The organism is Pseudomonas sp. G3-19, assembly GCF_054855875.1.
Map to the genome: position 1 here is coordinate 3,272,908 of NZ_JBMPIQ010000003.1, position 25,287 is coordinate 3,298,194.

Genomic DNA, 25,287 nt, shown 5'->3' on the forward strand with positions numbered 1-25,287 from the left:
TTAAAAACCTTGCGAGTTATCCCTATGTCCCATCGTATTGTCATTGTCGGCGGCGGCGCCGGCGGTCTGGAGTTGGCTACCCGTCTGGGTAAGACTCTGGGCAAGCGCGGCACGGCCAGTGTGATGCTGGTCGACGCGAACCTCACGCACATCTGGAAGCCCCTGCTGCACGAAGTGGCCGCCGGATCGCTGAACTCTTCCGAGGATGAACTCAACTATGTTGCCCAGGCGAAATGGAACCACTTCGAGTTCCAGCTGGGACGCATGAGCGGGCTTGATCGCGCGCAGAAGAAAATCCAGCTGGCCGCCACCTACGACGAAAACGGCGTGGAACTGGTTCCTGCGCGTGAAGTGGCCTACGACTCGCTGGTGATCAGCGTCGGCAGCACCACCAACGATTTCGGCACCCAGGGCGCTGCGCAGCACTGCCTGTTCCTCGACACCCGCAAACAGGCCGAGCGCTTTCACCAGCAACTGCTCAACCATTACCTGCGCGCGCATGCCGGGCAGACCGATGTGGTCGAGCAGATCAGTGTGGCGATCGTCGGGGCCGGCGCCACGGGTGTCGAGCTGGCGGCAGAACTGCACAATGCCGCACACGAACTGGCGGCCTACGGTCTGGACCGAATCAAACCGGAAAACATGCACATAACCCTGATCGAAGCCGGCCCACGGGTGTTGCCAGCCCTGCCGGAGCGCATCAGCGGCCCGGTGCACAAGACTCTGGAGAAACTCGGGGTCAATGTGATGACCAACGCTTCGGTCAGCGAAGTGACCGCCGACAGCCTGATCACCGCCGATGGCAATGTGATCAAGGCCAGCCTGAAAGTCTGGGCCGCCGGGATTCGCGCGCCGGGTTTCCTCAAGGACATCGACGGTCTGGAAACCAACCGTATCAATCAACTGCAAGTGCTGCCGACGTTGCAGACCACCCGCGACGAAAACATTTTCGCCTTCGGTGACTGCGCCGCCTGCCCGCAACCGGGTTCGGATCGCAACGTGCCGCCGCGTGCGCAAGCCGCGCACCAACAGGCGTCGTTGCTGGCCAAGTCACTGAAGCTGCGCATCGAGGGCAAAACCCTGCCGGAGTACAAGTACACCGACTACGGCTCGCTGATTTCGCTGTCGCGTTTTTCGGCTGTGGGTAACTTGATGGGTAACCTGACCGGCAGTGTGATGCTGGAGGGCTGGCTGGCGCGGATGTTCTACGTGTCGCTGTACCGCATGCACCAGATGGCGCTGTACGGACCGTTCCGCACGGCGATGCTGATGCTGGGCAGCAAGATCGGCCGCGGCACCGAGCCACGCTTGAAGCTGCATTGATCTAAAACTGTGGGAGCGGGCTTGCTCGCGAAGAGGTCGTGTCATTCAACATTCATGTCGACTGATACACCGCTTTCGCGAGCAAGCCCGCTCCCACACTGTTTTGCGCAGCTCAAAAATCCAGCTCACTCCTGCAATCGATCTCTGCACATCAGAGCTGGAAGCGCCGTACCATGCCTTGCAGCGCGTTGGCCAGTTGCGACAGTTCGTGACTCGACGCGCTGGTCTGATCGGCTCCCGCTGCCGAACGGACTGACAGGTCGCGAATATTCACCAGATTACGATCCACTTCCCGCGCGACTTGCGCCTGCTCCTCCGCCGCACTGGCAATCACCAGATTGCGCTCATGAATCTCATGCACTGACGCGGTGATGGTTTCCAGCGCCTCCCCGGCGCGCTCGGCCAACGCCAGCGTGGTCGTGGCCCGCGCAGCGCTGGCCTGCATCGAATCCAGCGCCAGGCTTGAACCGGTGCGCATGCCCTGCACCATCTGCTCGATCTCCTGCGTCGATTGCTGAGTGCGATAGGCCAGCGCCCGCACCTCATCGGCAACCACCGCAAAACCGCGTCCGCTCTCCCCTGCGCGGGCCGCCTCGATGGCAGCGTTGAGCGCAAGCAGATTAGTCTGCTCGGCAATCGCACGGATCACATCCAGCACTTTGCCGATGTCTTGCGACTGGTTGGCCAGCGATTGCACCAATTCGCCGGTGTGCTGCACATCGCTGGCCAGCGCATTGATCGCCGATGCGGTGTCACTGACCCGCGCCTGCCCCAGTTGCGCCGACTCACTGGATTGGCGGGTGGCATCGGACGTCGACACCGCATTGCGCGCGACTTCTTCAACGGCCGTGGTCATTTCATTGACCGCCGTGGCGGCCTGTTCGATTTCGTTGTTCTGCTGCTGCAGGCCTTGTGTGCTGTCGAGCGTCACCGCGTTGAGCTCATCGGCAGCGGTGGCCAATTGCGTGGCCGAACCGCTGATGCCTTGCAGCGTTTCCCGCAGGTTCTGCTGCATGGTTGCCAAGGCCTTGAGTAAGCGGCTGACTTCATCGTTACCGTGGGTTTCGATCGGTCGGGTCAGGTCGCCTTGGGCCACACTTTCGGCAGCGCTGACGGCCGTGCTCAACGGACGAATGATGCTGCGGGTGAGCAACATGGCCAGCGCCACGGTGGCCAGCGCCGCCAGCGCGATGAACAGACTGACGATGGTGCGTGAGGTCTGGTAGTGGTCAGCAGACTTCTGGCTTTCCGCGGCAACCTGTTTGGCGAACAGATCCGCCAGATCATTGAGCTGCTTGCCGGAGCCGTCGACCACGGTTTTCATATCAACCAGCAACAATTTGGTCAGTTCATCACGCTGGCCTTGATCGGCCAGGGTGAAGGATTGCGCGATGCCGGTGCGATACGCGGCGAAGGTTGTTTTGAACTGGTCATAGAGCTGCTGGCCTTCCGCCGTGGTGACCAGTTTGTCGTAGGCGGCGATCTTCTCGCTCAGCTCCTTGTCGCGGGTATCCATCTGGCTGCGGTAAGTCGCGACGTTCTTCGGATCCTGATCAAGCGCCATGCGCAGGGAAATCGTGCGGATCCGCAACATCAGCTCGCGAATCTCGTCACCGCCGCGAATGCTCGGCAACCACTGGCTCTCTACCGCGACCTCACTGTTACGGATGCTCGACATCTGCCCCAAGGCGAATACCCCAAGCAGCGCCACCAGGACCGCGATCAGGGCGAAACCCAGTGCGGCACGTGGAGCAATATTCAACTGACGAAGCAACATGACGGACGCCCTTATTCTTGTATTGGCCAGATTGAAGGGGCGAACAGCGGCAGTCCCCCTCTCGTTAGCGGGCTATCGGCAAGTTGTACGATGACTTGAAGGGAATTGTCTTTCGCGAGGACAAAAAAAATCCCCGTATCTTTCGATACGAGGATTTTTAATATGGTCGGGGTAAGGGGATTCGAACTCCTGACATCCTGCTCCCAAAGCAGGCGCGCTACCGGACTGCGCTATACCCCGGTAAAAAAAAGGCGACCTATCAAAGATCGCCTTCTTCGATCAGCGCTTTTGGCCTCTGATCTTAAGATTCGATCCCAGTGTTACCTGGTTTCAAAAATGGTGGGTCGTGTGGGATTCGAACCTACGACCAATTGGTTAAAAGCCAACTGCTCTACCAACTGAGCTAACGACCCAAAAATGGTCGGGGTAAGGGGATTCGAACTCCTGACATCCTGCTCCCAAAGCAGGCGCGCTACCGGACTGCGCTATACCCCGGTTTGAAATTGGCTCCGTGACCAGGACTCGAACCTGGGACCCAATGATTAACAGTCATTTGCTCTACCGACTGAGCTATCACGGAACTACATATTTCAATTTACAACGATGAAACTTACAGCTCTTAGACTTCCGTTCGCATCGCTGCGTTCGTGTGTCTGAGGCGCGCTATTCTACAACCTAGAACACCTCTGTCAACCCCCTAAATCGCTTTCAAGTTAATGATTTGCAACTTATTTCAGATTTCAGCTCAGTGAGCTGAGATGCTGCGGGTGACTGACTGCGGGGCGCACTTTACAAGCCTTTTCCTTAGACTTCAACAGCCTAACGAAAAAAAGGCCTCGCAAAGCGAGGCCTTCCTTATTTCATTGGCGTTGCCGCTCAGTCGAAAACGATTTCGTCGTTCACGACCTTGCCGGTTGCTGTATCGCCCGGCAGGAAATGCCCCGACAGGATCAACTGCGCCAACGGGTTTTCGATCCAGCGCTGGATCGCACGTTTGAGTGGGCGTGCGCCATAAACCGGGTCGTAACCAACGGCAATCAGCTTGTCCATCGCTTCCGGGCTCAGTTCCAGCTTCAGCTCGCGCTCGGCCAGACGACTGCGCAGACGGCCCAACTGGATCTCGGTAATGCCCGCGATCTGATCCCGCGCCAGTGGCTCGAAGATCACTACTTCGTCGACCCGGTTGATGAACTCGGGACGGAAGTGCGACGTCAGCGCGTCCATCACCGCTGCACGCTGGGCCTCACGATCACCGACCAGTTCCTGGATCTGCGACGAACCGAGGTTCGAGGTCATGACGATCACGGTATTGCGGAAATCCACCGTGCGTCCGTGGCTGTCGGTCAGCCGTCCATCCTCAAGCACTTGCAGCAGGATGTTGAATACATCCGGATGCGCCTTCTCGACCTCGTCCAGCAGGATCACCGAGTAAGGCTTGCGACGTACCGCTTCGGTCAGGTAACCGCCCTCCTCGTAACCCACGTAGCCTGGTGGCGCCCCGATCAGCCGCGCCACGGAATGTTTCTCCATGAACTCGGACATGTCGATCCGCACCATTGCCTCTTCGGTATCAAAGAGGAATTCGGCCAGCGCCTTGCACAGCTCGGTTTTACCGACACCGGTCGGGCCGAGGAACATGAACGAGCCGCTCGGACGATTCGGATCCGCCAGTCCGGCACGCGAGCGCCGTACCGCGTTGGCGACCGCGACCACCGCTTCGTCCTGACCGATCACACGCTGGTGCAACAGGCTTTCCATCTTCATCAGCTTGTCGCGCTCGCCTTCGAGCATTTTCGATACCGGAATACCGGTCCACTTCGACACGACTTCGGCGATTTCCTCTTCAGTCACCTTGCTGCGCAGCAACTGGTTTTCGCTCTTGCCGTGCTGGTCGACCATTTGCAGGCTGCGCTCCAGATCCGGGATCACCCCGTACTGCAATTCGGCCATGCGGTTGAGATCGCCTTTGCGGCGCGCCGCTTCCAGCTCCTGCCGCGACTGCTCGATCTTCTGCTGAATCTGCGCCGAACCCTGTACCTCGGCTTTTTCCGAGTTCCAGATTTCTTCCAGATCCGAATATTCACGCTCGAGGCGGACGATTTCTTCCTGGAGTTTTTCCAGGCGTTTCATCGCCGCTTCATCGCTTTCTTTCTTCAGGGCCTGAGATTCAACCTTGAGCTGAATCAGGCGACGCTCCAGACGATCCAGCACTTCCGGCTTGGAGTCGATCTCCATGCGGATACGGCTGGCGGCCTCGTCGATCAGGTCGATGGCCTTGTCCGGCAACTGCCGGTCAGTGATGTAGCGATGGCTGAGCTTGGCCGCGGCGATAATCGCGCCGTCGGTGATCGCCACTTTATGGTGAACCTCGTAACGCTCCTTGAGGCCACGCAGGATGGCGATGGTGTCTTCTTCGCTCGGCTCGTCCACCAGGACTTTCTGGAAACGCCGTTCGAGGGCCGCATCCTTCTCTATATATTGGCGATACTCGTTAAGCGTGGTAGCGCCGACGCAGTGCAGCTCACCGCGCGCCAGTGCCGGTTTAAGCATGTTGCCGGCATCCATCGAGCCTTCGCCCTTACCAGCGCCGACCATGGTGTGCAGCTCGTCGATGAACAGAATGATCTGCCCTTCCTGCTTCGACAGTTCGTTGAGCAGCGCTTTCAGGCGTTCCTCGAACTCACCGCGATACTTGGCACCGGCAATCAGCGCGCCCATGTCCAGCGACAGCAGACGTTTGCCCTTGAGGCCGTCCGGCACTTCGCCGTTGATGATGCGCTGGGCCAGACCTTCGGCAATCGCGGTTTTACCCACGCCAGGTTCACCGATCAGCACCGGGTTGTTCTTGGTGCGACGCTGCAGAACCTGAATGGTGCGGCGAATTTCGTCGTCACGGCCGATCACCGGATCGAGCTTGCCTTCTTCGGCACGCTTGGTCAGGTCGACGGTGTATTTATCCAGCGCCTGACGCGACTCTTCGTGGTTGGCGTCATTCACCGCCTCACCGCCGCGCAAGTTGTTGATCGCGTTTTCCAGGGCTTTCTTGCTCACGCCCTGGCCGAGCAGCAATTTGCCGAGCTTGCTGTTCTCGTCCATCGCGGCGAGCAGCACCAGTTCGCTGGAAATGAACTGGTCGCCCTTCTGCTGGGCCAGACGATCCGCCTGATTGAGCAGACGCGCCAGATCCTGCGACATGTTGACGTCGCCGGTCGGGTTCTGGATTTTCGGTAATTGATCGAGCTCTTTGGTCAGCTCTTTGCGCAGGCTGTTGACGTCGAAGCCGACTTGCATCAACAGGGGTTTGATCGAACCACCCTGCTGTTCAAGCATCGCCTGCATCAAGTGCGCCGGCTCGATGGCCGGATGATCGTGGCCAACGGCCAGAGATTGGGCGTCGGACAACGCCAACTGTAATTTGCTGGTTAAACGGTCTATACGCATGGGGTCACCTTCCTTTTGAGCAGGCCGGACCTAAAAACCATCCTGAATAAAGAAACCTGCCAGATACCACTGTAGATGCGGTCGATTCTGGGAGATTCAAGCGTCAGCGAGTTGATTCAGGTCAGGCAAGTCTAGCGGGTGAGCCAGACAAGGGAGGCGAAACGGCCAGTGCGCGACGCACGGCGGTAAGAAAAGAAGCGCGGGTCGGTCACGGTGCAGAAACCGCCACCATAAACCGCAGTGACACCGCGTTCAGCCAGGCGCAGGCGCGCCAGCAGGTAGATGTCGGCCATGAACTTGCCAGCATTGTGGCTGGGCACGAAGGCTGCTGCCGCTTCCGGCAATTGATTGACAAAGACTTCGCGTACTTCCGGGCCGACTTCAAAGGCTTTCGGGCCAATGGCCGGGCCGAGCCAGACCAGTACGTCCGCCGCAGCGGTGTCGAGATGATCGAGAGTGGCTTCCAGTACGCCCGCCGCCAAACCGCGCCAACCGGCGTGAGCCGCCGCGACGCGAGTACCGGCACGGTTGCAGAACAATGCCGGCAGACAATCTGCGGTCATCGCCGTGCAGGCAATCCCGGGAGTCGCCGTCCAACTGGCATCGGCGGTGGCAACCACGCCCGGATCAGCATGGGCCACGGCAATCCCGTGTACTTGCTGCAACCAGGCAGGCTGTATAGAGAAGTGTTCGGTCAGACGCCGACGATTCTCGGCGACTGCTTCCGGGCGATCATCGACATGATCACCCAGATTGAGGCTGTCGAACGGCGCCTCGCTGACACCCCCCTCGCGGGTGGTGACACAGGCCCTGACGCTGGCCGGCGCTGGCCAGTCCGGCGTCAGCCAGTTCATCCGACGAATGCCTCGCGATCCTGCTTGAGCAGGGTCAGCAGCCAGACGAAATCTTCCGGCAGCGGCGATTCCCAGCTCATGCGCTCACCGGTGGTCGGATGATCCAGCTCAAGGAAGCGTGCGTGCAGAGCCTGACGCGGGAAGTGCTTGAGCGACTCGACCATGGTCGGGTTCGCGGCTGGCGGAATGCGGAAACGACCGCCGTACGCCGGGTCGCCGACCAACGGGAAGTTGATGTGCGACATATGTACACGGATCTGGTGGGTGCGGCCGGTTTCCAGTTTGACCCGCACATGCGTGTGGGACCGGAAACGCTCCAGCACGCGGTAGTGACTGACGGCCGGCTTGCCGCCTTCCATCACTGCCATGCGCTGGCGCTGCTGACCATGACGGCCGATCGGGGCGTTGATCTTGCCCCCGGCGGTCACGACACCGATCACGATGCACTCGTAGATCCGGCTGACGCTGCGGCTTTGCAGCTGGGCAACGAGTTTGGTCTGCGCCTGAATGGTCTTGGCCACCACCATCAGACCGGTGGTGTCCTTGTCCAGGCGATGCACGATACCGGCGCGCGGGACATTGATAATGTCCGGCACGTGGTGCAGCAAGGCATTGAGCAAGGTGCCATCGGCGTGGCCGGCAGCCGGGTGCACCACCAGGCCCGCAGGCTTGTTGATCACCAGGATGTCGTCGTCTTCATAGACGATGTCGAGCTCGATGTCCTGGGCGATCCACTCGCCCTGGGCTTCCTGCTCGGCAGTCAGCTCAAGAATGGCACCGCCATGCACGATGTCGCGCGGGCGGATGACCGCCCCGTCCACAGTCAGGCGACCTTCTTTGATCCAGGCGGAAAGGCGCGAGCGTGAGTGCTCAGCGAAGAGTTGGGCGGCGACTTGATCGAGGCGTTGGCCGCCCAAATCGGACGGCACCTCTGCGCGAAGTTCAATTTTATCGGACATGCTCTGACTGGCGTCGGCACAGCCTTTGGTTTCGGCTGCGCGCTTGTGGTTAAATACGGCGTCTTTTGCCCCGAGGCTTTTCAACGGGGCGCTCATCATAACAGGACGGCCCCGCCCAAGACAGCGGCCGTCATAGGGACGCAAGCCGCCATGCAAGTGAAACACCTGCTGCTGATCGCCATCCTCGCATTGACCGCTGCTTGCTCATCGAAGGAAGTCGTAGACGAAAACCTCAGCGAAGCCGAGCTGTATCAGCAGGCTCAGACTGACCTGGACAACAACAGCTACACCAGCGCCACAGCCAAGCTGAAGGCCCTGGAGTCGCGTTATCCGTTCGGTCGCTACGCCGATCAGGCACAGCTGGAGTTGATCTACGCCAACTACAAGAACGCCGAACCGGAAGCTGCAAAGTCCGCCGCCGAGCGTTTCATTCGTTTGCATCCGCAGCATCCGAACGTGGATTACGCGTACTACTTGAAGGGTCTGACCTCTTTCGACCAGGACGTCGGCCTGCTGGCGCGCTTCCTGCCGCTGGACATGACCAAGCGTGACCCGGGCGCTGCCCGCGACTCGTACAACGAGTTCGCACAGCTGACCAGCCGCTACCCGAACAGCCGCTACGCGCCGGACGCCAAGCAGCGCATGATTTACCTGCGTAACCTGCTGGCGGCCTACGAAATCCACGTAGCCGACTACTACCTGACTCGTCAGGCTTATGTAGCTGCAGCCAACCGTGGCCGTTATGTAGTGGAAAACTTCCAGGAAACCCCATCGGTCGGCGACGGCCTGGCGGTGATGACCGAGGCTTACCAGCGTCTGCACTTGGACGATCTGGCCGCCACCAGTCTGGAAACCCTGAAGCTCAACTACCCGAACCACCCAAGCCTGCAGGACGGTCAGTTCGTGCCATCGGTCGCCGAAGCCGACAACCGTTCGTTCCTGAGCAAGGCGACGCTGGGCCTGATCGAATCGCGTCCACCGCTGCCGCCGGGAGAAACCCGCGCCAACCAGGACGTGCAGAAGCAGTTCCAGGACGCGAAAGACGCAATTCCGAACGAGCTCAAGCCTAAAGACGAAAACGGTGACGTGATCGAGGAAGAACATCACGAGGCTGAGGGCAACAACGATGACCGTTCGTGGTTCAGCTACATGACCTTCGGCGTGTTCGACTGATCACACCGGCGGCACAAAAAAGGGAGATCTGCGGATCTCCCTTTTTCATTGCCGGGCGTTAATAGTCTGTGCGCCTGACGACTCCTTGGCTAAACTGCCGAATCATTAGCCGAAAAGCCGCCCATCATGCTTCGTTTACTGTTCTGGATTGTCCTGATTTTCGCTGCGGTATGGCTGTGGCGCAAATTCAAGGCGCCCTCCGCGTCTGCCCAATCGCCCCGCGAGCAAGACGCCGCGCCGATGGTGCGTTGCGCTCACTGCGGCGTGCACCTGCCGCGCGATCGCGCGCTGAACCTTCAGCAACAATGGTATTGCAGCCAGGCTCACCTTGAGCAAGGCCCAGGCACCAGTGATCGCTGAGGCCGCCAACGCCGACAGTAAACAGGCGCAGCGCCTGCTGCGCCTCTATCATCTCTACCGTTTAAGCGTCGGCATCACCCTGGTGCTGCTGATCTCCAGCAACATGGACAACCGCCTGCTGACGTCGGCCGACGACGAACTGCTGCGCAGCGGCAGCTGGTTGTATCTGGTGCTGAACATTCTGCTGGTGGTATTCCTGGAGAACACCCGCCGCCCGGCGCAGCTGTTCAGCCTGGCGCTGGTCGATGTGCTGCTGCTGTGCGGCCTGTTCTACGCGGCGGGCGGCGTCGCCAGCGCCATCGGCAACCTGCTGATTGTTTCGGTGGCGATCGCCAATACCCTGCTGCGCCGACGCATCGGCCTGCTCATTGCCGCCATCGGCGCACTCGGCATTGTCGGCTCCAGCTTTCTGCTGGGCTTCAGTCACCCCCTGAGCGCCAATGACTATCTGCAAGCCGGGACCCTCGGCGCTTTGTGTTTTGCCGCATCGCTGCTGGTCCAGGGCCTGATCCGGCGTCTGGAAGTCAGCGAAAATCTCGCCGAACAGCGTGCCAGCGAAGTTACCAGTCTTGAAGCCCTCAACGCCCTGATTCTGCAACGCATGCGCACCGGCATCCTGGTGCTCGACGAACAGCGCCGGGTACAGCTGGCCAATCACAGCGCGAAAAATCTGTTGGCCCAGTCGCATCTTGAAGGGCATTTGATCAGCGACTACTCGCCGGCATTAGTCGAGCGTCTGCAGCTGTGGCTGAGCAACCCGACCCTGCGCCCGCAGAGCCTGAAGATCCCCGGCAACGGCCTGGAACTGCAACCCAGCTTCATCGCCCTCGACCAGAGTCCCAACCAGCAAACCCTGGTGTTCCTCGAAGATCTGGCGCAAATCGCTCAGCAAGCCCAGCAGCTCAAACTCGCCGCACTGGGGCGTCTGACTGCCGGCATCTCCCATGAAATCCGCAATCCACTGGGCGCCATCAGTCATGCCGCGCAGCTATTGGCGGAGTCCGAGGAACTCGATAGCGCCGATCGGCGTCTGACGCAGATCATTCAAGACCACTCCCAGCGCATGAACCGAGTCATCGAAAACGTCCTGCAACTGTCACGCCGCCAGCAAAGCGCTCCGCAACGGCTGGATCTCAAACCGTGGCTGGAACACTTTGTTGCCGAGAGCCGCGAGCAGGCGAGCGAGCGCCAGTCGATTCATTTGCGGATCAATTCCGGGGACTTCATCACGTTGATGGATCCCGACCAGCTCACGCAGATTCTCGACAATCTGTTACGCAACGGCTGGCGGCACAGCGCCCTGCTGCACCAGCAGGCCGAGGTCTGGCTGGCGCTGTTCGTCGACCCCGACAGCCAGCTGGCGGTGCTCGAAGTACAGGACAACGGCCCCGGTGTCCCGTCCGATCAGCAGGCGCATCTGTTCGAACCGTTCTTCACCACCAGCAGCCAAGGCACCGGCCTTGGGCTTTATCTGTCCCGTGAGCTGTGCGAAAGCAACCAGGCGCGCCTAGACTTCAAACCACGCCAAGGCGGCGGCTGCTTTCGCATCACCTTTGCTCACGGACGGAAACAAAGTTGAACACGAGCCCACGGCAAAAAATCCTCATCGTCGACGACGAACCGGATATCCGCGAACTCCTGGAAATCACCCTGGGACGGATGAAACTCGACACTTTCAGCGCTCGCAACCTCGGCGAAGCCCAGGCGCTGTTGCAACGCAATGCGTTCGACCTGTGCCTGACCGACATGCGCCTGCCCGACGGCACGGGGCTGGACCTGGTGCAGCACATCCAGCAACGTCATCCACAACTGCCGGTGGCGATGATCACCGCCTATGGCAGCCTGGAAACCGCGATCAATGCGCTGAAGGCCGGCGCCTTCGACTTCCTCACCAAGCCGGTTGATCTCACGCGCCTGCGCGAACTGGTCAGCACCGCACTGCGCATGCCAGCGGCGGGGGGCGTCGCATCGTCGATAGATCGGCGCCTGCTCGGCGACTCGCAGCCCATGCGCGACCTTCGCAAACAGATCGACAAATTGGCGCGCAGTCAGGCACCGGTCTACATCAGCGGCGAATCGGGCAGCGGCAAAGAACTGGTCGCGCGGCTGATCCACGAACAAGGGCCGCGCGCGCAACAGCCGTTTGTACCGGTCAATTGCGGGGCGATCCCTTCAGAGCTGATGGAGAGCGAATTTTTTGGCCATCGCAAAGGCAGCTTTACCGGCGCGGTGGACGACAAACCGGGGCTGTTTCAGGCCGCGCACGGCGGCACCCTGTTTCTCGATGAAGTGGCGGATCTGCCGCTGTCGATGCAAGTCAAGCTGCTGCGGGCGATTCAGGAAAAAGCCGTGCGCAGCGTCGGCGGCCAGCAAGAAACCGTGGTCGATGTGCGCATTCTGTGCGCCACACACAAAGACCTGGAAGCGGAAGTCGCCGCCGGGCGCTTTCGCCAGGACCTGTATTACCGCTTGAATGTGATCGAACTGCGCGTGCCATCCCTGCGCGAACGGCGCGACGACATCGAAGTGCTGGCCACGCACATGCTCCAGCGTCTGGCCAGCAACAGTGGCCAGCCGGCAGCCCAATTGCACCCGCAAGCGCTTGAAGCACTGAAGCGTTATCGTTTTCCCGGAAATGTGCGAGAACTGGAGAATGTCCTCGAACGCGCGCACACTCTGTGCGAAAACCAGGTGATCGAGGCTGCGGATTTGCGCTTGAGCGAAGGCAATTGCGCAGTCGAGGACGGCATTGCCGACCTGACGCAGATCGATAACCTTGAGGACTATCTGGAAAACGTCGAGCGCAAACTGATCCTGCAGGCGCTGGAGGAAACGCGCTGGAATCGCACGGCGGCAGCGCAACGCTTGAGCCTGTCGTTTCGCTCGATGCGCTACAGGCTGAAGAAACTCGGTCTGGATTGAGGCCCCTTCGCGAGCAAGCCCGCTCCCACAGTAGATCTCGGTTGTTCACACAATTTGTGTTTATCGCAAATCCAATGTGGGAGCGGGCTTGCTCGCGAAAACGGTCTGCCAGCCACCAGAGAACTACCTGACTAAATGCGACCTTCAGGCGCATACGGCGCCGGATCGATAATCGGCGCCCGCCCCAGCATTACATCGGCAAACAACTGACACGACGCCGGCGCCAGCACCAGGCCATTGCGGTAATGCCCGCAGTTCAGCCACAACCCCTCAAACCCCGGCACGCGGCCGATATACGGGATTCCCTCAGGCGAGCCCGGGCGCAAACCGGCCCAGTGCCCCACCACTTCGGCCTCCGCCAGCGCCGGCAGCAGCTCGACCGCCGAAGCCTTGAGGCTCTGCAACGCGACATCGGTCGGCGTCTTGTCGTAGCCTTCGTGCTCCAGCGTACTGCCGATCAGAATGTGCCCGTCGCGACGCGGAATCGCATAACGCCCCTTGGCCAGCACCATGCTCGGCAGGAAATCCGCTGCGCATTTGTAGAGAATCATCTGGCCCTTGACCGGCTCCACCGGCAGCGTCAGGTCCAGCGTCTTGAGCAGATCCCCGCTCCATGCCCCGGCCGTCAGCACCACCTGATCGCCACTGATGACGCCTTTGGACGTCTCGACGCCAACCACCCGCTCGCCTTCGCGAACAAACCCGCTGACTTCGCATTGCTCGTGAATCGTCACGTTCGGCAGCGCCAGCAAAGCGGCTTTCAATGATTTGACCAGACGCGGGTTACGCACATTGGCCACATCGGCCATGTAGATCGCCCGGGAGAACCCGCCGCCCAACACCGGCACCGCGTCGTGCGCCGCCGAGATATCCACAGCCCGCAGCGGACGGTTTTCCCGCTCGGCCCAGGCCAGCGCCTCGGCTTCATCCTCCAGATCCAGCCAATACAGGCCGGTGGTGTGCACTTCGGGATCAACCCCGGTATCGGCAAACAGCCGCTCGCCCAGCTGTGGATAAAAATCCTGCGACCAATGCGCCAGCGCGGTGACTGCCGGGCTGTAGCGCCACGGGTACAGCGGCGAAACGATACCGCCGCCGGCCCAGGACGATTCCTGGCCGACGTTCGAGCGATCCAGCAGCACCACGCTGCGCACTTCGGAGGCGAGGTTGTAGGCGGTCAGCAGGCCAATCACCCCGCCACCGACAATCACCACTTGCTGTTGCCTGGTCATGTTTGATCCAACCGTAAAAAAGACAGTGGGCGCAAAAGGCGCCCTTGAGAAGGTACCTCAGCGGCCCCAGCAATCCTTGGTGGTCAGCCCGGTGGTTGCGTTGTTCATGCTTCTGACGCCGGTGTTGGTCAGGGTGAAATCCCCGCACTTGTCGGTGGCCATGGCAGTGCCAGCCTTGCGGGTGGCGGTCAGCAGGAAGGTCTGGTCAGCGATCGTCGGGGTGATGGTGTAGAAATCATTGCCCGCGCTCAGACCGGTGATGCCGGTGTAGACATTGTTTTTGGTGTAGAAGCGTTCGAGGCTCTGCGCCTGCTCCGAGAGCAGCGACACCACTTCGGCGCGCCGGCCCTTTTTCAGGTATTCGGTGTAGCTCGGTGCGGCGATGGTGATGATGATCCCGATGATCGCAATCACGATCATGATTTCGATCAGGGTGAAACCTCGGTTGAATCTGCGCATGCCTCAAACTCTCACTTACTGTATTTGTCGCCACATGATACGCCGGCTGCCGCCGCCGGATTTTTCCACCAGTGTGGTGACAGTGCCACTGGAATCGTTGACGATCTTGCGCGTTGCGCCATTGACGATGGCGTTCAGGGTGGGGATCCCGCCGGTGAACACCACGCCGCTGGAAATCGTGTCGTTGCTGTCGACCACGCCATCGGCGTTGGTGTCGAGCACAGCGTAGTTGAGCATCTTACCGCTGAACGCATCCAGTTCGACCAGTTTGCCGGTGCCGAAACTGGCACACGGGTCGGTGGTGTCGACACTGGCGGTGGTAAACACGATGCGTCCGAGCACCAGACTGGCCTGATTGATCACCCGCTCGCCGGTCAGTACGTTGTTGTACACCAAGGGCAGGTACCAGCCCTTCTCCGCCGGATAGGTCGTGTCATTCTGGCTGGTGGTGATGAACTGCCCGGTGCTGCCAGAGAACACTCCGGTCACGGCCTGTGCCTGCAGGCTGCTGACCGTCAGTTGCCCGGAACCGCCGTCGGCATCCCACACTGAGTAGAACGCCTGCAAATCCTTGTTGGTCTTGTCGGCGGTCTCGTTGAATTTGCCGGTGCCGACGAAGATCTGTTTGCCCCCCAGCGAATTGTCCGCCAGCAGCGGCTGCGCGGTGATCGGCTGAGTCGCTCCGCCCGCCGTAGTGAACAGTGGTTTGCCGGAAAACGCCACGCCCCAGCTGTCGGTCGACGTCGCGCTCAGATCGAATTTCCACAGACGTCCTTTCAGGTCACCTCCGTAAGCGGCCTGCACCACGTTCGACGAATTGACCTTGAGCTTCACCGACGACAAACCATTGGTGGTTTCGGTGCTGTCGATCACGATCTTCTTGATCAACGATCCGTCACGCACATCCAGCACATACAACGCCGCCACTCCGGAGTTGCTGCCATAACCATTGGCAATGAATGCCGCCCAACGACCGTCGGCCAAGCGTGCCACTTCCGGCCGGGCATAGGCGTAACCCAGATCATTGAATGCGTTGGCAGTGTTCGCCGTGGCAGGTGCACTGACTTCCCACAGGGCATTGAGCACATTGCCTGCCGACGCGTCGAACAGTTGCAGCGCATAGAAAGTCTTGCCGCCAGCACCGGTACCGCCGATGGCCAGGGTTTTCCAGGCGCTGTTGATTTGCGCGTCATACACACCGACCTGACCGTCCACCAGAAACTTGTGGCTGACGCCATTGATGTACGCCGGGTCGGCAATCAGCCGCAGCGACGGCAACACGCTGGACGGCATGTAGGCATAACGCCGGGTGCCGTTGGCCGAGTTGATCACGTTGACGAAACCGTCGTTGGCATTCACCACCAGACTCGAATTCATGTTCGCCGCTTTGGTGGTCAGGTACGTGGTGTACGTGGTGTCACCCGAGAGGTCGGAGGCGGTTTTGTCGCTGGGTGAGGCCAGCGACAACGGCGAGTTGATGATGTCGCCGAGCAACACGCTGCGCACTTTCAGCCCGGTCTTGTTGGTGCCCTTGCTCCACTCCACCAGATCGCTGCCGCTGATACCGGTGGGCAGGCTCTGGCTGAGCGTGGTCTGTTGGGCTGCGGAAAAGTTGCCATAGGCCAGGGTGACGGCGGCGTTACTGGAGGTGTTCCACGATTGATAGGTTGGAGCGGTCGCGCCCGGCACGATCGTGGTATCGGTGGTCCACAGGGCTGTCGAAGTATTCACCGCGCCGGCCGAGGTGAAGCCGAAGGATTTGATCGTGCCGCGCCAGTCCTTGGGATCGTAGCTGGTCTGGAAATAACTGGTGCCACTGGCCAGCGTGGTGCCACTGGTGACCCCGCTGCCGCCGGAACCGGCCTTGGAAGTGATGTCGCTCAACGCCGAGGACAGCGCGGTGTTGAGACCGGCGCTGTCGGTGGCTTGGTAATACCTGCCCTGCCCGTAAGCGGCGGCGTCCGACAGCATGTCGTTGTCGGCGGTAAAACCCACGGTGTAGGTGTTCATGTTCTGTTTGGGAAAATCCACGGCATTCCAGCTTTTGCCAGCGGCGTCAGTCCCCGTGGAACGCATATCGATGTCGAACGCAAACTTGGCAATGTCATCCAGATACAGCGTGTCACCCTCGTTATCGCCATTGAGGTTGTTGCCATCATTATTGATGCCATCCCAGTTCGGCAGACGACTGCCACCCAACGGATCGTTGGTTGGGAAGGTACGATCGTAGGTCGGCAAACCGTCAGTGATCACCACGCCGTAGTTCTTTTGGCAGCGGTACTGGATCGGACTGGTGTAAGTGGTGGGTGTGCTGTTGTAGTACGGCGTCATGCCGCGCATGTACCGGGTGATTTCGTAATAGGTTTCTGCCAGCGGCGTGTTGGCCACGGCCCCCAAACCACCGATCGCCGAAATCAACGCATTGTAGTTGGCGTCGGCCTGCGCCTGGGTCACGCTGCCGGAGACCGGCGACAGATCACTGATGGAACGAGCGATGTATCCACCGTTCCCGGGGTTGTTGCTGGTCACCGGGTTGAAGGTCGACAGGCCCATGCGCAAGTTACGGTTGCTGGTGACCAGTGCGGTGGACACGTTGCGCGCGACGTTGATCCGATAGTCGTTGGGAATCGCCCCGGTGGTGAAGTCGCGGGTGCCGTTGTTGATCGCCAGCCCGACCACATAGGCGATGTAATCCCCCGTGTAGCGCGTATTGCCGCCGCCCACCGGATCAGGCAGTTTCAGGCACAACGGCGCGACGCTGTTGTTGTAGAAGGCGAAGGCGCCGCCGGAGCAACCGGAGGTCGGCAGGTTCGAGAGAAACACCGGATCGCCAGTGATCGCCGTCGAACTCAGGCACAGCCCGAGCAACGCATTACATTGCCGGGCCGGTGTACGCGTGACGTCGGGGTCGAATCCTGCCGCGTAAATGATGCTGTTCATGCTGCCGGAATCATCGATCAGCAACATCACGTTGGGCGGCACCGCCGCAGCACTCAACAGTGGCGAATCGGACGGCGTGAACGCATACGCCGGCGCCGCCAGATACAAGCTCAGCAGCATCCCCGCCAACAACGTCCGGCAGCGCTCAATACTTCGCATAGACACTCTCCACCACACTGCGCGAAGTACCAGCAATGCCGACAGCGGTCACTCGGTACAGGGTCGCCGACGTGTTGCTCGGCACGTTGACCGCCGTCAGGGTGGTGCCAATGTTCTGCACCCCATAAAAGCCATTACCGGCAGCGATCCATGTGACCCCGGAAGTCGAATTGAGCCCCGCCGCACTGACCACCGAAGACTCTGCCGGCGGTGCACACTGTGTAGTGCTGGCACACACCGCCAGCGAATAACTGTCGAGCTGCACCGCACTCTCGCCGATACGCAACGCCGCCTCGGCGGTCTGGAACGACTGATTGCGCAGGCTGACACTGCCGGCCATTTTTTCCTGCAGGTTGGCGCTCTGCATCGAGGACAGCCCGATCAAGGTCAGCAGCAACAGAAACACCAGACTGACCAGCAACACCATGCCACGCTGGTTCTGCCGCTGGTCGAAGGTCATCCTCATCGGCCCGGCCCTCATTGCAAGCGGTTGCGCAAAGCGGCAACCACGTTGAAGGTTTGATTGGCCACCCGGTTGTTCGGGTCAGTGAGGGTCAGGCTCAGTCGCACACTGCGGATGCGCGCCGGATCGCTAGGGTTGGCACTGTAGGAGGACGCCGCGACGTCAGTGGCGGACGTCGCCAGACCGAACATGACGCTGAACGCACTGACATTGTTCACCAGCACCTGTTGGGTCGGAGTACCGCTGCCGGTGCCCATGAGAATCTGGTTGTTTCTGAAGCTGTAGACCAAGCGGCGGATCGGAAAAGCGATCTGCCCGTTCGCTGCCGCCCGCAACCCGGTATAGGCCGTGGCACTGTTGCGGCAATCGGAGACCACCGTCCAGGTCGGCGTGCCACCACTGCCGCCGACATCGGCGGTAACCAGAGTCAGCTTGAGGTTGCTGTTGTCCCAACTGATCGGGATGATCTGCGCCGCGTTGAAATCCCCCGCCGAGCTCGCGTCAGTAATCGTGCCCAGACAGCCGAACATGCCGACCATGCGCAGTTCCTGAATCATCTTGCTCAGGACAAAACGTGCGTCTTCCTGCATCGCAGCGGCGGTGTTCTGGCTGACGTAAGTGTTTTTGGCTGCAAGGAACGTCTGCACCACCCCCAGTACGATGATCAGCCCAAGCGCTAGCGCGATGAGCATTTCGATCAGGCCGAACCCCCGCTGATCATGCTTCATGGCGTGGCCACCGGATCGACCGTGGCGCGACTGGTCAGAACGAAGCTGCGGGTGGTACCGGTGGCATTCGCCGCCCGTGAGTCATTCCAGTTGATGGTGATGGTGTACACCCGTTGATTGAGGGTGATCGTGCCCGTGGCAGTCGGCCCGCCGAAATTGACGATGTTAGTGGTGAAATCGTAGAGATCCTGATCGCGGGCGACGCTGAGGTTGCCGGCGGTCGGCGGCGTGACCGTGTAATCGGCAGCGGAATTGGCGCGGATGCGGTCCATCATGTCGTAGGCGATGAAGCTCGCCTGACTGGTCATCCGCGAACTGTCGGTGTACTTCAGCGCATTCACTTGAACGGCGGCCGCGCCCAATATGCCGACGGTCAGAATCAGCAACGCGACCAGTACCTCGATCAGCGACATGCCCTCCTGTGCCTGTGTGCTCCCTGCCCTCATCCGCAACTTCCACCCAATTGAATTCGTCCGTTCAGACACACGTTCAGCGTCCTGCTTTGTGTTCCCAGCACATAACTAATGGCCACCGCCGTCGACGGCGCCGCCAGGCCGCCCAGATTGTTGAAATCCAGTGCGGTCACTCCTGAGGGTAGCGTCAGAGTCGCGCCGCTGCTCATCGCTGGAACAACCCGTAATACATTGGCCGGAGTGCCAGTACTGTCGTAGACCGACAATTCGCCGGTCCACACGCTGCCGCCGGCGCTCGGGCGCAAGCGTGTGGTCACGCCGCGATCAATCGCCTCCAGCCGCGCGTAGTTGATGGCGCGCTGCAGGTCGCCCATTTCGGTGTCGGCCTTGCTGCTCTGGATCGAGCGGGTGAAGCCCGGCACCGCCAGGGTGATGAGGATCACCATCACCGCTACCGCAGCCAACAACTCGGGCAGCGTGAAACCTTTTGTACGATGATCCATCGATGCCCTCCGTTGCCGTCGGCTATACCTGCTTCTACAAACTAGAACATTCAACCGGCCCGCGTCGGTTGATTTGCCCTGCCCGGCGAAAAGGATCGCGCCGGGCTTCATGCTCCACGGAGGGAGTTGTCATGCCGCAACAGGGTTTCAGCCTGATCGAATTGCTTATGGGACTGGCGATTGGCGCAATTGTTCTGGCGCTGGTCAGCCCGGCGTTCGCCGCCTTCACCGAGTCGACTCAGCGCGACCAGGCGGCGCGGTCACTGGTTGAAGGCATTCGCAACGCCCGCACCCTGGCCATCACCCGCAATCAGAGCGTGGTTATCCATGGCATCAACGGCGACTGGAGTCAGGGCTGGCGGATCATTCTGGATATCAGCGGCAAGGGGTCGCTGGACAGCAGCAATCCCCTGCTGGTGGAGCATACGAGTGACGGGCGGACACCGATTGTCGGTAATTGGGCGGTCAGTCGTTACGTGCGCTTCAGCAGTCTGGGACAACCGCTGATGCCCGGGCGGGCGTTTCAGGCAGGGACATTACATATCTGTTCGGCACGCGAGCCGGTCAGCCAGCGCCAGGTGGTGCTGGCGGCAACCGGCCGGGTGCGCCTGACCAGCGCGAAGGCTGAGCAGGCATTGTGCCTGAAGGCGAAGAGCGTCAGATCGAACGGACGCGCAGCTCTTTCGGCATCGAGAACGTGATGTTCTCTTCGCGACCGGCCAGTTCATCGGCACCGGTCGCGCCCCAGGCTTGCAATTGCTGGATTACGCCGCGCACCAGCACTTCCGGCGCGGAAGCACCGGCGGTGATGCCGATGCGCTCGACACCCTCGAACCAGCTCTTCTGCAGGTCTTCGGCGCCGTCGATCAGGTAGGCCGGCGTGGCCATGCGTTCGGCCAGCTCACGCAGGCGGTTGGAGTTGGAGCTGTTCGGGCTGCCCACCACCAACACCACATCGCATTCGTCGGCCAGTTGCTTCACCGCATCCTGACGGTTTTGCGTGGCGTAGCAGATGTCGTCCTTGCGCGGACCACCGATGGCCGGGAAACGTGTGCGCAGGGCATCGATCACCCGACTGGTGTCGTCCATCGACAGGGTGGTCTGGGTCACGAACGCCAGTTTTTCCGGGTTCCGTACTTGCAGTTCGGCTACGTCTTTCTCGTCTTCGACGAGGTAGATCGCGCCGCCGTTACTGCCGTCGTACTGGCCCATGGTGCCTTCGACTTCCGGGTGACCGGCGTGGCCGATCAGGATGCACTCACGGCCGTCGCGGCTGTATTTCGCGACTTCGATGTGCACCTTGGTCACCAGCGGGCAAGTGGCGTCGAATACCTTCAGGCCACGGCCGGCGGCTTCGCTGCGTACGGCTTGAGAAACTCCGTGAGCACTGAAGATTACGATGACGTCGTCCGGCACCTGATCCAGCTCCTCGACGAAGATCGCGCCACGGCTGCGCAGGTCTTCGACCACGAACTTGTTGTGCACCACTTCATGACGCACGTAGATCGGCGGCCCGAAGACTTCCAGGGCGCGGTTGACGATTTCGATCGCCCGGTCCACGCCGGCGCAGAAGCCACGGGGGTTGGCGAGTTTGATTTGCATGCTGTGCCTCGTGTCTTGCGCGCGAAATAAATTTACGTCCTGCTGATCGAGCACATTGCTCAAATCCAGCAAAAATCCAATGTGGGAGCGGGCTTGCTCGCGAAAGCAGTGTGTCAGACAACTTCTATGTTGAATGTCAGTCAGCATTCGCGAGCAAGCCCGCTCCCACCATTGTTCTGCGGTGTACTCAGATCGCTTTGACGTTGATGATCTCGACGTCAAAGGTCAGCGTCTTGCCGGCCAGCGGGTGGTTGAAGTCGATGGTCACTTGCGCGTCATCGAACTCTTTCACCACACCCGGCAGCTCAGTATTGGCCGCATCGTTGAAGATCACCAGCAGACCCGGCGACAGTTCCATGTCGGCAAACTGCGCGCGCGGGATGATCTGTACGTTTTGCGGGTTCGGCTGGCCGAAAGCGTTTTCCGGCTCGACGGTCAGCGTACGCTTGTCGCCGGCCTTGAAGCCGAACAATGCCGCTTCGAAACCCGGCAGCAGGTTGCCGTCGCCGACCTTGAAGGTCGCCGGGGCCTTGTCGAACGTGCTGTCGACGGTGTCGCCGTTCTCCAGGCGCAATGCAAAGTGCAAAGTGACTTCCGTGTTCTGGCCGATGCGTTGCTCAGCCAATACCTGTTCAGTCATGAACGGCTTCTCCGGTTTTCTTCGATTTGAACATGTCCAGTGCCAGCATCACCGCACCGACGGTGATGGCGCTGTCGGCGAAGTTGAACGCCGGGAAGTACCAGCGGTTCTGCCAGTGCACCAGAATGAAGTCGATCACATGGCCCAGGGCGATGCGGTCATACAGATTGCCCAGCGCGCCGCCCAGCACCAGCGCCAAAGCGACAGCCAGCCAGGTATCGTTGCGCCCCAGACGCTTGAGCCAGACCACCAGCACCGCACTGACCACAATCGCGATCAGGGCGAACAGCCAGCGCTGCCAGCCGGAGCTGTCGGCCAGGAAGCTGAAGGCCGCGCCGGTGTTGTAGGCCAGGGTCCAGCTGAAGTAATCGGGAATGATCACGATCTGCTGGAACATTTCGAGCTTGCCTTCGAAGTAGAACTTGCTGGCCTGGTCGATGACCAGAACCAGCAAACTCAACCAGAGCCAGCTCAACCGTCCGAAACGGCCAACGGCGTTAGGCATAGTGACGAACCTCGCCGGCGCCGCTGATGTTGTCGACGCAACGACCGCAGATTTCCGGATGCTCCGGGTTCACGCCAACGTCTTCGCGGCAGTGCCAGCAACGGGCGCATTTCGGGAAGGCCGATTTTACGATCTTCAGTTTCAGGCCGCTGACTTCGGTGGCTACCGCGTCCGCAGGTGCCTGAACGAAAGGTGCCACGCTGGCAGTCGAGGTGATCAATACAAAGCGCAGCTCGTTGCTCAGCTTGGCCAGGTCGGCGCTCAGCGCCTCTTCGGCGAACAGCGTCACTTCGGCTTGCAGGTTGCCACCGACGGCTTTGGCCGCACGCTGGATTTCCATCTCTTTGTTGACCGCCACCTTCACTTCCATGATGCGATCCCAGTACGCGCGACCCAGCTCGAAGCCTTCCGGCAGCTCGGTCAGACCTTCGTACCAGGTGTTGAGCATCACCGATTCGTTGCGCTCGCCCGGCAGGTACTGCCACAGCTCGTCGGCGGTGAACGCGAGGATCGGTGCGATCCAGCGCACCAGCGCTTCGGAGATGTGGAACAGCGCGGTCTGGCACGAGCGACGTGCCTTGCTGTCGGCGCCGGTGGTGTACTGGCGGTCCTTGATGATGTCGAGGTAGAAACCACCCAGCTCCTGCACGCAGAAGTTGTGGATCTTCGAGTAAACGTTCCAGAAACGGTATTCGCCGTAGTGCTCTTGCAGTTCGCGTTGCAGCAGCAAAGTACGGTCCACCGCCCAGCGATCCAGTGCGAGCATGTCTTCAGCCGGCAGCAGGTCGGTGGCCGGGTTGAAACCGGTCAGGTTGGAAAGCAGGAAACGCGCGGTGTTACGGATGCGACGATAGGCGTCCGCGCTGCGTTGCAGGATCTGCTCGGACACGGCCATTTCGCCGGAGTAGTCGGTCGACGCGACCCACAGACGCATGATGTCGGCGCCCAGAGTGTCGTTGACTTTCTGCGGCGCGATCACGTTGCCCAGCGACTTGGACATCTTGCGGCCGGACTCGTCGACGGTGAAGCCGTGGGTCAGCAGCTCGCGGTACGGCGCGTGGTTGTCGATGGCGCAACCGGTCAACAGCGACGAGTGGAACCAGCCGCGGTGCTGGTCGGAACCTTCCAGGTACAGGTCGGCGCGCGGGCCGGTTTCGTGACCCATCGGGTGCGAACCGCGCAGCACGTGCCAGTGGGTGGTGCCCGAGTCGAACCACACGTCGAGGGTATCGCTGATCTTGTCGTACAGCGGCGCTTCGTCGCCCAGCAGTTCAGCGGCGTCGAGCTTGAACCAGGCTTCGATGCCTTCGACTTCAACGCGCTTGGCGACTTCTTCCATCAGCTCGACGGTGCGTGGGTGCAGTTCGCCGCTTTCCTTGTTGAGGAAGAACGGGATCGGCACGCCCCAGTTACGCTGACGGGAGATGCACCAGTCCGGACGGTTGGCGATCATCGAGTGCAGGCGCGCCTGGCCCCAGGCCGGAACGAACTTGGTGTCTTCGATGGCTTTGAGCGAGCGCACGCGCAGGGTGTCGCCGCTGACCGGCTCTTTGTCCATGCCGATGAACCACTGCGCGGTGGCGCGGTAGATCAGCGGGGTCTTGTGGCGCCAGCAGTGCATGTAGCTGTGTTCGATGACGGTGGTGTGCAGCAGCGCACCGACTTCGGTGAGTTTTTCGACGATGGCCGGGTTGGCCTTCCAGATGAACTGGCCGCCAAAGAACTCCAGCGACGGCACGTACACGCCGTTGCTTTGTACCGGATTGAGGATGTCATCGTTGACCATGCCGTACTTCTTGCAGGTCACGAAGTCGTCCACACCGTAGGCCGGGGCGGAGTGAACCACACCGGTGCCGGCGCCCAGTTCGACGTAGTCGGCCAGATAGACTGGCGACAGGCGGTCGTAGAACGGGTGACGGAAGTTGATCAGTTCCAGCTCTTTACCGGTGCTGGTCGCGATTACCGAGCCTTCAACGCCGTAACGCGACAGGCAGGATTCAACCAGCTCTTCAGCCAGAACCAGCAGCTTGTCGCCGATATCGACCAAGGCGTAGTTGAATTCCGGGTGCACGTTCAGTGCCTGGTTGGCCGGGATGGTCCACGGGGTGGTGGTCCAGATCACGATCGAGGCAGGCTTGCTCAGCGACGGCAGACCGAACGCGGCAGCCAGTTTGGCTTCGTCAGCGATCGGGAAGGCCACGTCGATGGTCGAGGACTTCTTGTTCTCGTACTCGACTTCGGCTTCGGCCAGGGCCGAGCCGCAATCGAAGCACCAGTTCACCGGCTTGAGGCCCTTGAACACGAAACCGCCCTTGACGATTTCGGCGAGAGCGCGGATTTCACCGGCCTCGTTCTTGAAGTTCATGGTCTTGTACGGGTTGGCGAAGTCGCCCAGCACGCCGAGGCGGATGAACTCGGTCTTCTGCCCTTCGATCTGCTCGGTGGCATAGGCACGGCACAGCTCGCGGGTCTTGTCCGCGCCCAGGTTCTTGCCGTGGGTCACTTCAACCTTGTGCTCGATCGGCAGGCCGTGGCAGTCCCAGCCCGGAACATACGGCGCGTCGAAACCCGACAGGGTCTTCGAGCGGATGATCATGTCCTTGAGAATTTTGTTCAGTGCGTGACCGATGTGGATCGTGCCGTTGGCGTACGGAGGGCCGTCGTGCAGGACGAACTTCGGACGATCCTTGCCAATCTCGCGCAACTTTCCGTACAGGCCAATACTGTCCCAGCGCTGCAGGATCTGCGGTTCGCGCTGTGGCAGGCCGGCCTTCATTGGGAAGGCGGTGTCCGGAAGGTTAAGCGTGGCTTTATAGTCGGTCATTTAAGGCTCT

Annotated in this window: 21 protein-coding genes, 4 tRNA genes and 1 pseudogene; 6 read left to right on the forward strand and 20 right to left on the reverse strand. The window is 60.6% G+C overall.

The annotated features are described in order from the left end of the window. The first annotated feature begins 24 nt into the window (after positions 1–24). Positions 25–1,323: an NAD(P)/FAD-dependent oxidoreductase gene (locus ACOYXI_RS15025; RefSeq protein ID WP_047600277.1), complete on the forward strand. Its 1,299-nt coding sequence runs from the start codon at positions 25–27 to the stop codon at positions 1,321–1,323. 151 nt (positions 1,324–1,474) lie between these two features. Here the strand turns inward: ACOYXI_RS15025 and ACOYXI_RS15030 are convergent, their stop codons facing one another. The 9 genes and pseudogenes from ACOYXI_RS15030 to rluD all read right to left on the reverse strand — a co-directional run bounded on the left by ACOYXI_RS15030 (position 1,475) and on the right by rluD (position 8,354). Further along, on the reverse strand, positions 1,475–2,338 hold the full coding sequence (locus tag ACOYXI_RS15030; protein WP_461675566.1) for a methyl-accepting chemotaxis protein: 864 nt from the start codon (positions 2,336–2,338) through the stop codon (positions 1,475–1,477). After that, positions 2,330–3,100: pseudogene (locus ACOYXI_RS15035) on the reverse strand (MCP four helix bundle domain-containing protein); the annotation flags it as partial. The pseudogene ACOYXI_RS15035 and the gene ACOYXI_RS15030, both read right to left, overlap by 9 nt. A gap of 163 nt (positions 3,101–3,263) precedes the next feature. Further along, positions 3,264–3,340: transfer RNA gene (locus ACOYXI_RS15040), tRNA-Pro, on the reverse strand. Positions 3,341–3,437: 97 nt separating this feature from the next. Continuing rightward, a tRNA-Lys gene (locus tag ACOYXI_RS15045) sits at positions 3,438–3,513 on the reverse strand. Positions 3,514–3,518: 5 nt separating this feature from the next. Next, positions 3,519–3,595 (reverse strand) — tRNA-Pro (locus ACOYXI_RS15050). Between the two features lie 9 nt (positions 3,596–3,604). Further along, positions 3,605–3,680, reverse strand: a tRNA-Asn gene (locus tag ACOYXI_RS15055). A gap of 296 nt (positions 3,681–3,976) precedes the next feature. Then, positions 3,977–6,541 carry an ATP-dependent chaperone ClpB gene (gene clpB, locus ACOYXI_RS15060; RefSeq protein ID WP_027612807.1) on the reverse strand — a complete coding sequence of 855 codons (2,565 nt, stop codon included), beginning with the start codon at positions 6,539–6,541 and terminating at the stop codon, positions 3,977–3,979. 131 nt (positions 6,542–6,672) lie between these two features. Next, positions 6,673–7,395, reverse strand: coding sequence for a peptidoglycan editing factor PgeF (gene pgeF / locus ACOYXI_RS15065; protein WP_461674999.1), 723 nt, complete (start codon positions 7,393–7,395; stop codon positions 6,673–6,675). Further along, positions 7,392–8,354, reverse strand: coding sequence for a 23S rRNA pseudouridine(1911/1915/1917) synthase RluD (gene rluD / locus ACOYXI_RS15070; RefSeq protein ID WP_007963852.1), 963 nt, complete (start codon positions 8,352–8,354; stop codon positions 7,392–7,394). The genes pgeF and rluD overlap by 4 nt, the downstream gene beginning before the upstream one ends. A gap of 150 nt (positions 8,355–8,504) precedes the next feature. Here rluD and ACOYXI_RS15075 point away from each other — a divergent pair, with 150 nt between their 5' ends. The 4 genes from ACOYXI_RS15075 to ACOYXI_RS15090 all read left to right on the forward strand — a co-directional run bounded on the left by ACOYXI_RS15075 (position 8,505) and on the right by ACOYXI_RS15090 (position 12,809). Further along, positions 8,505–9,527, forward strand: coding sequence for an outer membrane protein assembly factor BamD (locus ACOYXI_RS15075; protein WP_027612809.1), 1,023 nt, complete (start codon positions 8,505–8,507; stop codon positions 9,525–9,527). A 126-nt stretch (positions 9,528–9,653) separates the two neighbouring features. Beyond that, the gene (locus ACOYXI_RS15080; protein WP_045122641.1) at positions 9,654–9,887 is read left to right on the forward strand and encodes a PP0621 family protein; all 234 of its coding nucleotides are present in this window, start codon (positions 9,654–9,656) and stop codon (positions 9,885–9,887) included. Then, entirely contained in the window at positions 9,877–11,466 is a 1,590-nt protein-coding gene (locus ACOYXI_RS15085) for a sensor histidine kinase (RefSeq protein ID WP_461675567.1), read from the forward strand. Before ACOYXI_RS15080 ends, ACOYXI_RS15085 begins: the two co-directional genes overlap by 11 nt. After that, positions 11,463–12,809: a sigma-54-dependent transcriptional regulator gene (locus ACOYXI_RS15090; RefSeq protein ID WP_134787358.1), complete on the forward strand. Its 1,347-nt coding sequence runs from the start codon at positions 11,463–11,465 to the stop codon at positions 12,807–12,809. Before ACOYXI_RS15085 ends, ACOYXI_RS15090 begins: the two co-directional genes overlap by 4 nt. Before the next feature lie 131 nt (positions 12,810–12,940). On the opposite strand, the gene thiO is transcribed toward ACOYXI_RS15090, so the two are convergent. From thiO to ACOYXI_RS15125, 7 genes are read right to left on the reverse strand one after another with little or no spacing between them, the layout of a single operon-like run. Beyond that, on the reverse strand, positions 12,941–14,041 hold the full coding sequence (thiO, locus tag ACOYXI_RS15095) for a glycine oxidase ThiO (RefSeq protein WP_461675000.1): 1,101 nt from the start codon (positions 14,039–14,041) through the stop codon (positions 12,941–12,943). A 57-nt stretch (positions 14,042–14,098) separates the two neighbouring features. Then, positions 14,099–14,500, reverse strand: a complete 402-nt coding sequence (locus ACOYXI_RS15100; RefSeq protein ID WP_097089243.1) for a type IV pilin protein — start codon at positions 14,498–14,500, stop codon at positions 14,099–14,101. A gap of 15 nt (positions 14,501–14,515) precedes the next feature. Then, a complete protein-coding gene (locus ACOYXI_RS15105) occupies positions 14,516–17,599 on the reverse strand; it encodes a pilus assembly protein (RefSeq protein ID WP_461675001.1) in 3,084 nt (1,027 codons plus the stop codon). Further along, positions 17,586–18,065, reverse strand: coding sequence for a pilus assembly PilX family protein (locus ACOYXI_RS15110; RefSeq protein ID WP_134787361.1), 480 nt, complete (start codon positions 18,063–18,065; stop codon positions 17,586–17,588). Before ACOYXI_RS15110 ends, ACOYXI_RS15105 begins: the two co-directional genes overlap by 14 nt. An 11-nt stretch (positions 18,066–18,076) precedes the next feature. Beyond that, a complete protein-coding gene (locus tag ACOYXI_RS15115) occupies positions 18,077–18,790 on the reverse strand; it encodes a PilW family protein (protein ID WP_461675002.1) in 714 nt (237 codons plus the stop codon). Then, entirely contained in the window at positions 18,787–19,236 is a 450-nt protein-coding gene (gene pilV / locus ACOYXI_RS15120; RefSeq protein WP_134787363.1) for a type IV pilus modification protein PilV, read from the reverse strand. Before pilV ends, ACOYXI_RS15115 begins: the two co-directional genes overlap by 4 nt. Next, complete coding sequence (locus ACOYXI_RS15125) at positions 19,233–19,706, reverse strand: GspH/FimT family pseudopilin (RefSeq protein WP_098965689.1); 474 nt, start codon at positions 19,704–19,706, stop codon at positions 19,233–19,235. The genes pilV and ACOYXI_RS15125 overlap by 4 nt, the downstream gene beginning before the upstream one ends. A gap of 131 nt (positions 19,707–19,837) precedes the next feature. Between ACOYXI_RS15125 and ACOYXI_RS15130 the strand changes: the two genes are divergently transcribed. After that, positions 19,838–20,407 (forward strand): GspH/FimT family pseudopilin, encoded by a 570-nt coding sequence (locus ACOYXI_RS15130; RefSeq protein WP_461675003.1) that lies wholly within the window; start codon positions 19,838–19,840, stop codon positions 20,405–20,407. Here ACOYXI_RS15130 and ispH read toward each other — a convergent pair. The 4 genes from ispH to ileS form a co-directional block, all read right to left on the reverse strand. After that, positions 20,364–21,308: a 4-hydroxy-3-methylbut-2-enyl diphosphate reductase gene (gene ispH / locus ACOYXI_RS15135; RefSeq protein ID WP_003228337.1), complete on the reverse strand. Its 945-nt coding sequence runs from the start codon at positions 21,306–21,308 to the stop codon at positions 20,364–20,366. The two genes, ACOYXI_RS15130 and ispH, sit on opposite strands and share 44 nt — an antisense overlap. A gap of 187 nt (positions 21,309–21,495) precedes the next feature. Then, positions 21,496–21,933, reverse strand: coding sequence for an FKBP-type peptidyl-prolyl cis-trans isomerase (gene fkpB, locus ACOYXI_RS15140; RefSeq protein ID WP_461675568.1), 438 nt, complete (start codon positions 21,931–21,933; stop codon positions 21,496–21,498). A gap of 7 nt (positions 21,934–21,940) precedes the next feature. Further along, complete coding sequence (gene lspA / locus ACOYXI_RS15145) at positions 21,941–22,453, reverse strand: signal peptidase II (protein ID WP_007963824.1); 513 nt, start codon at positions 22,451–22,453, stop codon at positions 21,941–21,943. After that, complete coding sequence (ileS, locus tag ACOYXI_RS15150) at positions 22,446–25,277, reverse strand: isoleucine--tRNA ligase (RefSeq protein ID WP_135296593.1); 2,832 nt, start codon at positions 25,275–25,277, stop codon at positions 22,446–22,448. The genes lspA and ileS overlap by 8 nt, the downstream gene beginning before the upstream one ends. Positions 25,278–25,287 lie beyond the last annotated feature (10 nt).